The following is a 14,791-nucleotide window of genomic DNA, read 5'->3' on the forward strand; positions in this document are numbered from 1 at the left end:
TTTGGGACAAAACCTTGTTAGATAATTCACTCTTATGAGCCAGATTCGGATTAGCTATTCTATTAGTAATGCTTCGTTTGGCTACAAACTAATCAATGAACGATATAACCAGTCGGAATAGGCATAACAGGGACATGAATCAGTTCTCTAGAGATTTGATTCATCTTAAGGGAACAAACCGCCCCAGAATAGCCGCAAATGGGGCGCTAGAGCGGGTTTTAGCGGTTGGCGTGAATCAGTCTGGTGTAGAGTGATTCACTAGCTCATTTTTGGACAAAACCTTGCCAGTGCCTTTTCTAAATTAGAAAACCATCAATAACTACAGGTATGGCAAATTTACTTGTGAAGTGCTAGTGCGGTGAGTAGCATCGCGCTAGCAAAAGTATTGGGTTAGGTTAGGTGCGCACTAAGTGCCGTTACGTTAAATCACCAATAATCTCATTCATTAAATTGTCAATTTGTTCCACTACTTGTTCGCTGGCGTCTTCCATGGCGTTAATTGCAGTCACCATGCCTGCCATGTTGTCAGATTTGGCTTGACTCATTGCTTCACGTCCACCGTCATGCACGCCTTTGTGTGGTTCTTCAAGCAATGCATAGCTTCTTAAGTGGCTGTAAGCCTTGCCATCGCCGCGGTAGTACCACTGCCCCAAGCGACACTCAGAGTGGCTATTAACGGTTTCACCGAACAAGCCTTTTTGTAGGAGACGATAGATATTGTTCTTCCAAATGGCGTGGTCGAGTTTGACCGTATCCAAGAAAGCGCGTGTGGAAGCAACATGGATTACCTGTTGCATGTGTTCCGATTTCACGACCACTTCGTTGACAATAGAACCAATCTGCGCAGAAGAGGCAGACACTTCCTCAGCACAAGTTTGGTTTTTATCAATCGAGGTTTTAATCGCGTTCACTTGCGTTAGTACTTGGTTTACCAAAGAATCAATCTGCTCACTGGCTTCGCTGGCTTTGCCTGCAAGGTTTCTTACCTCATCTGCCACCACGGCAAATCCGCGGCCTGCTTCACCAGCTCGTGCTGCTTCAATCGCTGCATTTAATGCCAACAAATTCGTTTGATCAGAAATCTCTTGAATAGTCGATACAAGAAGGGAAATAGAAATGGCAGTTTTATCTAATATTTTAACAGATTCAATGCTTTGTGAGGCTTCCGTACTGATCTTCACGGCTCGGTTATCAAGACGAGCAAGAGCTTGATGAGTCTGCTTAAACATTTCATCTAGTTGTTGCAGCTCTTGGTTTTCATGCGCCATAGATTGCGCATTCTCCACCATCTCTGTTCGAATGGTTTGGAGCATATCTCCACCTTTCAAACTGTTCGACAACAACTCATCACTATAGTGGTGTTCCTGTTGAGCGGAGCGAACAAGCTGCTGAACCTCTTGGAGCTGATTTTCCAGAGCGGCAACGTCAGTTTGGTACTTCTGTTTGAGGTCTGCTAATTCTTGCTTTAGCAGCTCATTTTCTGATTTGATTCGTTTTAATCCAAACATTTAATACGACCTCGTTAATTTATGCAGCACTACAGCTTTGTTGTATGAACATATCGATTTCTAATCCGAAACCTAATCATTCTCCACTAAATGATGTACAACACCTAACAATCTGTAGCTACAGATTATTAGGTGTCGATTATTCCTATTATGTAAAATCTGTGGGTTTCCTATCAGAAACAGCCCTTAAAGCACGTCAAACGCTTTTAGCTAAGATTTTAGACGCTTAATCAAGCGATACAATTCCATACTGTCTTAAAAGTTTATAACGATTTCAGAGCGATTTATAATGCAAAAATCAGCGTGTTCATTTGGGGCAAGAATAGCACAATGCCCCCCATTTTTCGTACTTTGTGAGTTTTGGGTGTCAGATTAGTTATATTTGGTCAAAATTCACTCAATCGATAGCGTGGTTTTTTTGGCGAAACCAATAATGGGGCAAAATATTTGTTAGCCCAAAGCTCATGAAAAATGATCGCGTTCGCCCAAGAACCAGACTAGGTAAGTCTGATTCACTGTAACGATTTTTGCAATCCTCATGGTCAGGTCTTTCTTTTGGGTGCCCATTACTTTAAGTATCTCAAATTATCAGATAACAAAGGGCTGATCTTCGAGCCGTGGCGCACTTAGGGGCATAAATGAGTTAACCAACTAGCCCATTTGGGAGGCAAAATCCTGTAATACATCACCGTCCTCGCCTGGAACTTATGCGAGGTTAATTATGACTTTCCAAGATAAGGATACAAAAATTCACTAACTTCTCTTGAAGCGATACCAATATCAACTTTTATGCCCTCTTTCTCTAGAGCATAAAGACCCTTTCCATTGTTCCTTTCATCAGGATCTAGAATAGCAACTACAACTCTCTTAATTCCTGATTTAATGATTACAGAAGAACATGCCGGAGTTCTGCCAACAAATGAACATGGCTCAAGAGTGACATATGCAGTCACTTCTTCCATAGGGCCATCATAAGCACTAATCGCTTCGACCTCAGCATGGTTGCCACCAATTTTCTGTGTGAATCCTTCGGCAATGACTTGCCCGCCTAGAACGAGAACGCAACCTACCGGAGGATTAGGTTGGCACTCAGGCAGAGCAGCCCGAGATACTTCCAATGCTTTAAGCATAAATGCCTTGTCTAGATTCATCTAAAGTTCCATTTCATTGAATATGTAGTCATTCAATATCACACGTTTGAAAAGTAACTTTCGCGTTACTTCAGGGACATCTACTTCATTACACACGGATTCAAACTCTTGGATAATCGTATTAATTTGCGAACTAATAATTTCTTCCGCTTTTTCGGCCTTAATATTGAAGCTTGGTGCTGCTTTCAGACAAAGTGATAACAGAGACAAATTTGAATTGTCGAAGAGCTTCATTCCATGATTCGCCACCCCACCGCTATGGTTTTGTGGACAAATATCATAAGCAGGTGATAGAGATATTTTATCCCCTTCGACAAAGAAAGCGTGATTACGAGCATGGTCATCCGAATTGCCGATCAGCACGTTAAATACCATCCGTGCAAATAGCTCTTGGCTATCAGAGGCAAATGCGATGCAATACTGCTTCATAACGTTTACTAGGTCTACATAAGAAGCCTCGCTAGCCCATGCTTCATCTAAGCCTAAAACTGTCAGTCCGGACACCATAGAGCGACGACACCAAATACCACCAATCAACTCTCTATCGAATCGTTTAACAAGAAGAACATCTTTGCCTAATGCTTTTTTTAATACAACTTCGGCCACATTGAGTCCGGCTAACTTAGCTAACTTCATGGCTACGTATTCTGAATAAACAACCTCGTAAGTATCATTTGGGGATGAAAACTTAGCAATATACTTAGCTTCGCCACCAGTGATCATCCCTTTCGGACGAGCACCTCCCAGCGATGTACAATGCATAAGTGCTCTATCCAAATCCAACGGGATTTTCTTACCTTGAGCGACGATTTCAGACACCAGGTATAACTCTTCAAGCGTGGCTGCATCATTAGAACGATCAACATACTCAGTGGCTGAATCTTGAAAGTCGAGAGAACCGATCCGGTCTGAAGCGGAATGCATCAAATACGTCATTTCGTTAAACTCAGCATCGTAGCCTTTGCTCATCAGCCGAGAAATAATGGCCCTACGTCCCCAAGCATCAGGAGCTGCATCACGCAAGCATGAGAATATAGACATGCCTTGAACTGGCCCCATAGTACCAGCAGAAAGCGGTAATTCATGTGAGTAAATTGGCTCTGCATCTGGACGCTTCAAGTAAGACTGACCATAGGTAAAGTGTTGGCCAGATTCATCAATAGTGAGTTTACCAGCTACCACAGGTTCTGAATGTCCTCTAAGCCATTTCCAAACGAAGCATTGGTTACTAGAAGTCGTCATCCAAAATTACCTTTTTCCTTCTCACTCGATTAGGCAGCAGTGCTTCTATTTTCGCATTTGTTTTATGTTTAATAGCAAACCGATTTTCATCGGGTTCAAATAAGGAAACACCTAACACCCAAGCAGTTTCGAAGTAAAGTCCGATACTTACAGACGGATCACCCTTAAGAATCTTTATCATAGTGGGCTTAGATGCCCCAACTCGTGAACACAGCTCTTCTACTGTGATTTTCTTTTCCTTACGCTGGATTGAAAGCAGAGTGGCGAAATGAGCTAGTGCAGCACTAGCAACAGTGCCAACTTGAATTTTATTCCTTCCCATAGAAAATTACTCTTCACCATAAACCAGTTAGAGTAAACAATAATTTACCAAAACCCAAATGTCAAAATAATAGGCCAAGTCAGATTGGTAAATACTACTTTACCGTAATCGTTTAAAAGTAAACTGTATTTTACTAAGTAAACAGTCTTTGAGACTGCAGTAAATGAACAACAGAGATCCAATCTGAACTCTTTATTGAGTGATTGGTTTAACACGCTTCGGGGAAAAACGTTTTAAGGTATCAATCCACTTCTGGATATTTTCCAAGCTACAATTTTCAGCTGATATATCTATCTTCATCGCGATATTAAAGGACAGCACTTAAGCATTGGCATCAGTAAATCACTTTTTGAGGAATATGCTGAGTGTCACTTAACTAACAAAATTCACTTAATCCCAGCAGCGAACAAGGTGGTTAACTCATTCAACCATTTTCGTTACGCCTAAAAAGTGCACTCACGCTAAATTCTTAAGATAAACATCAGTAAAGGTAAACATGATCCATTGAATTGATCGAGAAAGATTCGCTTACAGCAATTAAGTAAGCTTAAACCACTTCGTATCTCATCTCAGCGTAAATAAACCCTCTAAGAACATAGGACATCAACCATCATCTTTTCGTGTTGAATCATCGCTGGTTGATTTTCTGGATCCCAGTGTTCATAACTCATCATAAAGACCAGCTTGAGGCTTTCAGCCAATTGTTCTCGGTTCAACTTATCCTTTACCTGATTTTTTTTGGTGGCGGGATCGTTATTACTAAATTTGGAATTATCGCTATGGCTGATCAAACATAAATTACCAAAGCTATGGAGTATCGACTCGTCCATCGGTTCACCCGCTATGGGATGCTGCGGAAAATAATGTTCCACTGACGTTCTAAAAGTAAAACGGAACTTATCTAAAAATGACTTTACAAAGTCCATATCGACATCAAACTCATGACCATCTTTCAATTTACGCCACAAGCGATAATCTAGGCGATTAAAAATAAAATTCTGGATATGCGTTCCTAATTTGAGGTTATGATGATCAAAGTCGTTTTCTGGCATAACATCTTCAAAACAAATATCAAAATACTCAATGGGTTGCTTGCCAAAACGACCATAGAAAAATTTATTACTCAACTGATCTAAAAAAGCAGGGTATTGACTAATGCGAAACTCACCGAGTTGATGCTGCTTTAGCAAATAATACAACACCGCACTTAACCAGTGTTTATACACCTGTGTAGGAAAGGAAACATGGAACATAGACAACTGCATAATCAACTGTTGATTAAAATCGCCACCACTGGAAACATAATGATGCCTTGTTTCATTCGGTTTTAACTGTTCCAAACTCCAGTCGAGATCATTTTTTCGCTTAATAATATAACGATCAAACAATAGCCGACATCTTAGCAAATTCATGACAAATTCACGGGAAAACGTTGCTATATCCTCATCAGTACGATTGCTAAACCGCTCAAACGCGAGCAATAACCGCTTATCGTCTAATGGCACATCCGTATCAATATGGCTTACATGGGTAATGCGCAACACGTGCAGTAAAAAGTTAGGAAAACTAATAATTGAAGCATATTGTTCAGAATCGTCATTAACTGGGTTTTCTTTCTTGTCTTGCAATACTGGATGTTGAACTATCTCTTCCAAGCTAACTAATGGCGCAGGGCTATCAGAGTTCACCATTTCTTGCCTGATTGATTCAAAATCAACAGGATGTTGATCCCAGTTAGCGCCAAACAAGGTGCAGCGCAAACTTTTCTCAAAACCGAGTTGAGCATATCTGTCCATACTGGCACAGGCATCCCAAATCGTCGAAAACACTTTACGTTCATCGATACCCAGAGGCCGCATCAGCCTAGCTTTAAGCACCTCGTGCTTTTCAAGTTGCTCACCTCGGTTATTCATAATCTCAAAATAATGGTTAAGATCGGTTCCTTTAGGAACGGCAACGCGCAAAATAACCACATTGTTCAACAAATAATCCGTGAGAGTGCATAACTCCTGCTTATGCTCTTCAAAAAAACGAACCGCAACATCATAAGCCCCATGCATAGAGGCCTGTTCACAGCCAGTCGTTATCCCCTGTGCTAATAAGGCTAACGTACTGGTCGACCGTTTACGATTGGTAAATGATAAATTAAGCGATAGCGAGCTAAGCTTTTGAAAAGGTGTATCTTCGGTTGCTTTAACGTTTAAACAACTTTGCTGATTTATGCTATCAGCAAACTCGTTTTTTAATGCAGATAACACCACACACAAAGTGGTATGGCGCTGTTGACCGTCAATCGTCTCAAACTGACCTTCGCCCCTTTTATCGACAACTAAACTACCAATGTAATACTGGCTTGCTGGATGACGACTGTTTTTAGCTCTACGCGATTCATCAAGAATATCTTGCAGTAACTGTCTAACTTCAGGCTCGCCCCAAGCGTAGTTACGCTGATAAATAGGGATAAAATAATGTCCTTGGTTGAACAGCTCAGCCACAGTCAACGGGGTAATATCTGGATTATTGGGCATCAATAAAATACCTTTTCGCTTTGAAGCATTCGAGTAAATCTTCAACTTGTGTTTGATTACCATCTAGATCGTTAGCGCTTAACATTGGCACCATAAATGACAATACTTCTTTAGGATGCAGCGCATTAGCAATCACTTGGATCAGCCCTGCATCAAACTTACCTTGCCCACTGCCAGCATTATCAACGGTGATAAGCTGAACAGTATGATGAGTAAGCCTGATGCGGTAACTCCAGAAAAAACACAACCACACCACTTGTTCAAGAGAATGCTCACCGAACTTATCAACATAAAAGAGCACGGCACATTCAAACAGATTGCGGACATAACCATCACCGGTTCGATGTTTTCCCGGATAATGATTAAGCACCTCAAGTACAGGCTGTAAGACGGGATGAACTTGTACAAACAAACGGTGATGTAGCGCGATGTAATAATGAATATATTCAAAAAAACGTCGACCATTAACCATGATTTGATCAATCTGAAATGGGAAGTGACGTTGGTTCAAATCCCACTGCCGCGCGGGATCCGCGTTGTAGAGATCCACGGCATAATTAGCGGCCCTGAAACGATCAACAAAGGGGAATACTGTATTGGCAAGGTTAACCCCTTTAAACACCCCAATCTCTTGATTCGTAAATGTGCGCCCAGATCGCCCGCGAGCCCATCGGCGCAGGCGGTAAAGGTGATGAGACATCACAACTTGTAACTGTGAAGGTTGATTATTTTCAACAGACGTTGCTGCTAATTCCCATGCCTCAACACACCCCGCCTCAGCATGTTTGTCTTGAATACCTATCTCACGCAGATGATAAGCTTTCAGTAAATCATAGGGCGCAAGTGGCTTACCACGGGCATTTTGTGAGTCAAAAAACTGAAATGCTTCGCTGAGGTTATCCAAGGTGATACAAATGAGCTCACATTGCCCCAACAAAAATCCGAGTAGTTTATTTTGCTCATCAAAGGTTAAGCGCCGTACCCGACTCTGCAATAGCGCTGCGTTATGCGACAGGTTTTTGATACTTTCAGGCGAGCTAAATTGGGTAGACAGTAAACCCAACTTAAGCGGTCGCGGCGTTGATCTTGATGTTGCTGATGATGTTAGTGCTAATTCCCGATACAAGGCATCAATGAACAGCGTCAAAGTGAGTAAACGTTGCTGACCATCAACGATGTCAAACTTCCCACTATGTTGCTCGCGACATAACACCAGAGTGCCCAGTCGATAGGCTGCTTGTTCACTATGGTGCATCACATCATCGAATAGCTGGTTAACATGCTCAGCTTGCCATTTATAGGGGCGCTGGTAATCAGGGATCGCCAACGCCATGTCCATAATGCCTTTAACAGCGATCACATCCTTGTTAATAATTGCCATCGTTTAAACGGCCTGTTCGACGATGGCGTCGGTGAGGTGCAGTTGGGTGGTTTGCGCATCCGCTAAACGGACTTTGAGTTGATCACAAAGTGCCATTAACTCTTCGACTTTAGCGACGATGCGGTGTTGTTCTTCGAGTGGTGGAAGAGGCACTATTGTTGAAGCAATTTTACCTACATTTAAATTTGGTTGTGCTCCACCAGCAGCGTGCTCTCTCAATTCTAAGTATGCTTTTCTAAAGAATAACTTCACATAATCTTTATGATTTACAGATTCATCTACAAGCCTGATGGCTGCACAAGCTTGGTTAGTTCCCGCAGGCTCCAATAACTCTGTTATCTGTCCTCTCGTTTTTCCCTGCCCATACATAGCTACAATTAACGTACCTGCTGGGTAAATTGACACATTTGTCTCTTTGATGGCTAACTCTGAAACTCTTTCTTTTGTTTGAGTTACAAAGAAATTTGAAGTTTCACCACTCGAAACCCAGTTGATTTCAGCTGGTTCCCAGTACAATGGATTACTTCTTGATGGTGTTGATCCCGTACCGACTATCCCAAATGTTCCAATTCTTTCATATGCCCACCCACTCGGTAGTTCAAACTGTTTTTCTTCGTCGGTGATGGCGGGCAGTGGCTTCTGCTTTTTGATTTTCCCCTCTTTGAACAGTTGGGCTTTTTCTTTGGCGATACGCGCAAGTAGTTTGGCTGCTGGTTCGTCATTAGGGTCTTGTTTTACTAGCTTACCCATCACGGCAAGTTGGAGGATAGTTTGTTTTAGGGTGTCGATGCTGGCGCTAGTAGTGAATAAGGTGTCGAAGTGCTCGGCAACACGTTGCCAATCCTTAACAAAGCTATTTGTAAAAGGCCGTTCAAGGCTGATATCAGATTGACTTGCCGTATTAGCAGCCGTTTGTGGCAGTAGCAGCGCATTGAGCAGGGTTTCAACTAAGGTTTGGTGTGCCGCAATGCTCGCTTCGGTTTGTGCTTCAAGGGCATCACACAAACTCATCAACTCATCGACTTTAGCGACGATACGGTGTTGTTCTTCGAGCGGAGGAATCGCCGCAACATAATTCAATAGCTGATCTTGAGTTATTCCAGCAACCGTAGTTCCAGTTCCTTCAATTTTTATCGTCGAATAATAATTAATGAAAAACTCAATATTAATGTGAGTAGACAAAGTAACTGCTTTTAAATCTTGATTGAAGGCTAATGGTTTTTTTACAACTGCAATTTTACCAAGACCCATTCTGGTACAAATAAGCAGATCACCAATATCAGCCAGTTTACTGCCGTTATCTAATCCTGCCCGTGATATAAAGTCTTGGGTGGTCGATATACTTCGACTTGACCCCAAGTCTTTAACACTTGCCCAAGGAATATCACCTCCCCAATACGAGCTTTCTCTTTTACTTGGGGTTCCCCCACTCATAATAGATTTAAAAACAGTACCAATTCGACCCCACTCCCATCCGTTAGGCAATTCAAACAGCTTTTCATCTTCACTAATCTCAGGAAAAGGCTTCTGTTTTTTAAGCTTCCCCTCCTTCACCAATTGCGCTTTTTCAGCAGCAATGCGCTCGAGCAATACTGACGCGGGTTCATAGTTTGCACTATTTCTCGCCTCGCGGCTGGCCTGCGGCACTAACTTACCACGCACGGCGAGTTCTAAAATCAGTTCACGCAGTTTTTTGATGCCATAAAGCGAAAACTTATTGGAGCTACCACGGCCTGCTGAAGACTTTTGCTCAATGGCGGTCGTCCAAATATCAAGGTGAGTGGTAATTAAATTTTCAGCCGTTGGCGTGGCTTTGATATTGCGAGAGTAAGTGTCTGTTATGGATAAATCAGCCATTACTTGCCCTCACCGTCTGATGCTGCCGAAGGTGACGATAATGCCGCAGACAAGATGCCTTTGAGTTGGTCACGCAAGGCTTGAATATCCGCTTGTTGTTTAGCGTAATCGGCTAACAAGGCTTGCGGATCGTGGCTTACTACCTCGCCCACATGCGGGTTTTTAATATCAAGGTTGTAGTTACGGGCAATAATGTCGTCGATGGAGACTTGCCACGCTTGCTCGTTTTCGACCCGCGCAGCAAAACCATCGGCTTCATCGCCCCACCACGCGAGTTCTGTCTCAAACTCTTCGAACTTCATAGGCTTGGTTTTATTGTAGTTTTTTACCCCTACTGGGTAGGGATGCTCGTAAAACCAGACATTTTTAGTCGGCGTGCCTTTAGTGAAAAACAGGATATTGGTTTTAATGCCAGTGTAAGGATTAAACACACCGTTAGGTAATCGCACTATGGTGTGCAGATTACATTCTTCGAGCAGCATTTTTTTAATTTTGGTTTTAACGCCCTCACCAAACAAGGTGCCATCGGGCAATACCACGGCTGCGCGGCCGCCCTTGCCATTTGTTGCAGGGGCAAGCACTTCGATAATCAACTGCAGGAATAAGTCGGCAGTTTCGCGGGTTTGGAACTCGCTAGGGAAGTTTTTTTCAATCCCGTCCTCTTCGGTGCCGCCGAAAGGCGGGTTGGTGATGATGACATCGATATCTTCATCCCAGCTTGATAAGGGTTTGTTTAAGGTATTGCCGTGTTTAATTTGTACGGGCACTTCAATACCGTGCAACATCATATTGGTGGTACACAGTAAGTGCGGTAATTGCTTTTTCTCTACCCCATGAATTTGCTGTTGCAGAGTTTGGTGATCATCCGCTGTCTTGACGTAATTTGCTTTTACATGATCAAAGGCACAGGCCAAAAAGCCACCGGTGCCACAGGCCGGATCCATAATCGACTCGCCAAGTTTTGGGTCTGTTACGGCCACAATAAACTTGGTGATGGCACGCGGAGTATAGAACTCGCCTGCATTACCCGCGCTTTGTAAGTCTTTTAAGATTTGCTCGTACAAATCACCAAACAAATGCCGCTCTTTTGAGTCGGTAAAGTCGATTTCATTGAGTTTATTGATGACTTGACGCAGTAGCGTGCCGTTTTTCATGTAGTTAAAGGCATCTGAAAACGCCGCTTTTACCACATAACCGCGGGGATTTTTATCTATCGGGGCGGTGAGATTTTTAAGATCTGGGAATAGCTCATCATTCACAAATTCAAGCAGCTCGTCACCTGTGATCCCTTCGTTATCGGCCGCCCAATTACGCCATAAAAAATCACTCGGGATAGGTGTACTGTAATCATCGAGTTCTAGCTCTAACTGCTCTTCTTGGGCATCGAATACTTTTAAGAACAGTAACCAAGACATTTGGCCTAGTCGCTGGGCATCGCCATCGACGCCGGCATCTTTACGCATAATGTCTTGAATGGATTTAACGGCTGAACTGATAGACATAAATTTCTCTTTTCGTTTTTAATGCTTAACGCTTATTTTTTAGTTATAAGTAAAACGCAACACAATATGCACGGCATTATCCAACCTGCTTATTAGGCAGATTATTGTGCTATTTGGTAGATTTCGGCTTCTAACTCACTAATGGCTTGTTCGTATTGGGGTTTGCCACCAAAGCCTTTTTTGATGATGTCACTTAAACTGCCTATATCATTAAATGGCTGAACTTTAAGCACTTGCAGATTTTCAATTTCTTGCACGCCCACATCGGCGTATTTTACCAATAAATTCTCGAGTACGGCTTGGGCCGTGTCGGAATATTTAGTGAAATAATTGCGTTTTTTAACGTTTGAAGCGCGCTCGGCACGGGTTAACGGCGGTTGGTCGTAGACGACATGGCAAATCATATCGAAGGGATCCATGTCTTTACCCACTTCTTCCTCAAGTGCTGACCAAATAATCCCCTCTTGCGCCAGCTCATCGATGACCGCTTGTTTACGGTCAGCGTCATTCCAACGCCTGACAAACTCATCAAGCGAACTGAACTGTTTCGCCATGGTTTTACGGGTGTAATCCTTAAAGGATTCAGTGACCAGTTTGCCGTCGCTGTCATAATACTGCACCCGCTCGGCAACTTTGCTGACTATCACGCCAGATACGCGGTACTTGTTAACCTTACGAGTTTCGCCTTCGTCCCATTCACTTTCATCAAAGCTACCATCGCCTTGAGGGTCATTTTTGGTGTTGTCTTGGCCTTCGACTTGTTGCTCATCTTGAATGTCCCCCAGAACATCTTCCTCATTTGGTTCATCATCAGCGGCATCAATATCCACGTCTTCATCTTCAATGTCTTCAGGCGTCACTTTAATGATTTTTTCAGGGGTGCCATCAAAACGTTCGTCGGCAAATAACTCGGTTGCCTTTTTGAAATCCAGAATGGTAAACCATAACTTATTGTATTTATCATCAATTCGGGTTCCGCGGCCGATGATCTGCTTAAATTTGGTCATGGATTGAATATTTTGATCGAGCACCACTAACTTACAGGTTTTCGCATCGACACCTGTGGTCATGAGTTCTGAGGTGGTCGCAATGACCGGATAGGCCTTTTTAGGGTTGATGAAGTTATCCAGCTGGGCTTTGCCGAGTTCATCATCACCCGTGATCTTCATAACGTATTTGTCATTTTTCGCCATTTGCTCAGGGTTAAGATTGGCAAGTGCGCGTCGCATCCGTTCGGCGTGATCAATATCGTTGCAAAAAACAATGGTTTTACCCATAGGATCGGTGCGTTTAAGGTAGTTAGTTATGGTTTCGGCCACCAACTGAGTACGCTCATCAATCACCATAGTGCGGTCAAAGTCTTTTTGGTTATAGATCCTGTCTTCGATCACTTCGCCATTGTTGTCGATTTGGCCCTTTGTAGGTCGCCAGCCTTGTAAGTCCACATCAATATCCACACGAACCACTTTATAAGGCGCTAAGAAACCATCGTCGATACCTTCTTTGAGCGAATAGGTGTAAAGCGGATCGCCAAAATAATCAGAGTTAGAGACCTCATCGGTTTCTTTTGGGGTTGCGGTTAAGCCCACTTGCGCGGCACTGCTAAAATACTCGAGAATTTCGCGCCAAGCGCTGTCGTCACTGGCACTGCCACGATGACATTCATCAATAATGATCAGGTCAAAAAAGTCTGGAGCGACTTGTTTGAACGCTTTTTGACTCTCATCAGGGCCAGTCAGTGCTTGATAAAGTGCTAGATGGATTTCATAAGCAGGATCGACTGTTCGGCCAGTAATTTTGGTCATCGATGTGCCAAAGGGCTGAAAATCGTTTATGCGAGTTTGATCGACCAAAATATTACGGTCAGCGAGGAATAAAATGCGTTTCTTGGCACGGGATTTCCATAACCGCCAAATGATTTGAAATGCTGTGTAGGTTTTACCTGTGCCCGTTGCCATCACCAGCAATACCCGATCTTTACCCGATGAGATAGCTTCAACGGTTTTATTGATGGCTTGCAACTGATAATAACGCGGGTGCTTACCCGTGCCGTCATCGTAATAGGCTTCGTTAATGATAGGTAACTGCGCTGCGGTATAACCTTTCCAAATACAATATTTAGCCCAAAGTTCTTCAGGACTAGGAAAATCTTCTAAGCGGATTTCGGATTCAAGGTTGTGAGCCTCTGGGGTGCCTAGTTTGGTCTTGTCGTGGAAGATAAAACCATCGCCGTTAGAGGCAAACACAAAGGGAACATCGAGCAAATGAGCATAATCGAGTGCTTGTTGTATGCCCTTACCGACTTCATGCTTATTCGCTTTAGCCTCAATCACCGCCAGCGGCATACTCGGTTTATGGTAGAGCACAATGTCGGCTGACTTAACCGTTGTGCGCATGCCCATTTGACCCCGAACAATCACCTTACCATCACGCAACTTCACCTCCTGGCGAATTTGCGTCATATCATCCCAACCCGCATTTTTTACCGCAGGCATGATGAACTTTGTGATGATGTCTGTTTCGGTTAACTTTGCTTTATTGATGCTCGCGTTATGGTTGACCATTACTAATCCAATTCCCTCTAGATAGATAACCGAATATTCTGGCTATTGAGTTTGCCACAAAGCCCTTAAGTAACCTAGGGTTAGAACAGCAATTACCCTGTAATTATCTTATTTTGTGTTTTACATCAAAACCAAATAACGTGGACATTTCATCATAAATATCCAATCAACTGATTAATTTGCCCGAGGATGCGCTTACTTATCAATGTGGGGAACAGGGACGACCTCGCAATGAAGCCTTAACAGGCTGAAATAATAAAAATTATTATTTCAGATGGCAGTACCAAAGTGTGCAGCCGACTTCATCTACTGGTAATGCATTGTAAAATCTTTGTATACCCTTCAAAAGGCACTTAGGTGCCTTTTGTCGTTTTTGGAAATTAGAGATTGTTTGCTAGCGATAAAACCGTTCGGTGAGTTCATCACACAGCAGAGTACGATAGATAATTCGTTGCTTAAGTGATGCCGCATCTTGCGCGGTTAATAAAGGCTGACGAGTCTTTTTATCAGGCCTTGTGGTTAGCTCATCATAGAGCTGCTCATGAAGTCGTTTAATGTCGCTAAAAATGTGCAAGGATTGAGAAAACAGCATGACCTTATCGTAATAGCCTTGCCCTATCCCATCATGCCATTTCAATAAAATGGTTTGCCGCGCGGCTTTTGTCTTAAAGGAATGCTCTATTTCGACGGCACAAATTGTTCCATCCACCTCCCTCACTATCCCATCCACATTTCG

At 43.0% G+C, this 14,791-nt stretch carries 9 protein-coding genes and 1 pseudogene; all 10 read right to left on the reverse strand.

The window, feature by feature from the left end; translation table 11 throughout:
- Nucleotides 1-416 precede the first annotated feature (416 nt).
- A complete protein-coding gene (locus K5Q99_RS19330; RefSeq protein ID WP_031858080.1) occupies nucleotides 417-1,508 on the reverse strand; it encodes a methyl-accepting chemotaxis protein in 1,092 nt (363 codons plus the stop codon).
- 719 nt (nucleotides 1,509-2,227) lie between these two features.
- Nucleotides 2,228-2,659, reverse strand: coding sequence for a bifunctional diaminohydroxyphosphoribosylaminopyrimidine deaminase/5-amino-6-(5-phosphoribosylamino)uracil reductase RibD (locus tag K5Q99_RS19335; RefSeq protein ID WP_107404666.1), 432 nt, complete (start codon nucleotides 2,657-2,659; stop codon nucleotides 2,228-2,230).
- The gene (locus tag K5Q99_RS19340; RefSeq protein ID WP_220777837.1) at nucleotides 2,660-3,901 is read right to left on the reverse strand and encodes a type II toxin-antitoxin system HipA family toxin; all 1,242 of its coding nucleotides are present in this window, start codon (nucleotides 3,899-3,901) and stop codon (nucleotides 2,660-2,662) included. It abuts the gene before it with no gap.
- A complete protein-coding gene (locus K5Q99_RS19345; protein ID WP_106649799.1) occupies nucleotides 3,888-4,223 on the reverse strand; it encodes a helix-turn-helix domain-containing protein in 336 nt (111 codons plus the stop codon). Before K5Q99_RS19345 ends, K5Q99_RS19340 begins: the two co-directional genes overlap by 14 nt.
- A 587-nt stretch (nucleotides 4,224-4,810) precedes the next feature.
- On the reverse strand, nucleotides 4,811-6,751 hold the full coding sequence (locus tag K5Q99_RS19350) for a GmrSD restriction endonuclease domain-containing protein (RefSeq protein WP_220777838.1): 1,941 nt from the start codon (nucleotides 6,749-6,751) through the stop codon (nucleotides 4,811-4,813).
- A complete protein-coding gene (locus K5Q99_RS19355) occupies nucleotides 6,741-8,132 on the reverse strand; it encodes a DUF262 domain-containing protein (RefSeq protein WP_220777839.1) in 1,392 nt (463 codons plus the stop codon). Before K5Q99_RS19355 ends, K5Q99_RS19350 begins: the two co-directional genes overlap by 11 nt.
- A gap of 3 nt (nucleotides 8,133-8,135) precedes the next feature.
- Complete coding sequence (locus tag K5Q99_RS19360) at nucleotides 8,136-9,989, reverse strand: restriction endonuclease subunit S (RefSeq protein WP_220777840.1); 1,854 nt, start codon at nucleotides 9,987-9,989, stop codon at nucleotides 8,136-8,138.
- Nucleotides 9,989-11,491, reverse strand: a complete 1,503-nt coding sequence (locus K5Q99_RS19365; protein WP_220777841.1) for a type I restriction-modification system subunit M — start codon at nucleotides 11,489-11,491, stop codon at nucleotides 9,989-9,991. Before K5Q99_RS19365 ends, K5Q99_RS19360 begins: the two co-directional genes overlap by 1 nt.
- Before the next feature lie 101 nt (nucleotides 11,492-11,592).
- Nucleotides 11,593-14,055: an EcoAI/FtnUII family type I restriction enzme subunit R gene (gene hsdR, locus K5Q99_RS19370; RefSeq protein WP_220777842.1), complete on the reverse strand. Its 2,463-nt coding sequence runs from the start codon at nucleotides 14,053-14,055 to the stop codon at nucleotides 11,593-11,595.
- Between the two features lie 394 nt (nucleotides 14,056-14,449).
- Nucleotides 14,450-14,791, reverse strand: a pseudogene (locus K5Q99_RS19375) (hypothetical protein); the annotation flags it as partial.

It is taken from the genome of Shewanella hafniensis (genome assembly GCF_019655335.1).
GTDB lineage: Bacteria > Pseudomonadota > Gammaproteobacteria > Enterobacterales > Shewanellaceae > Shewanella > Shewanella hafniensis.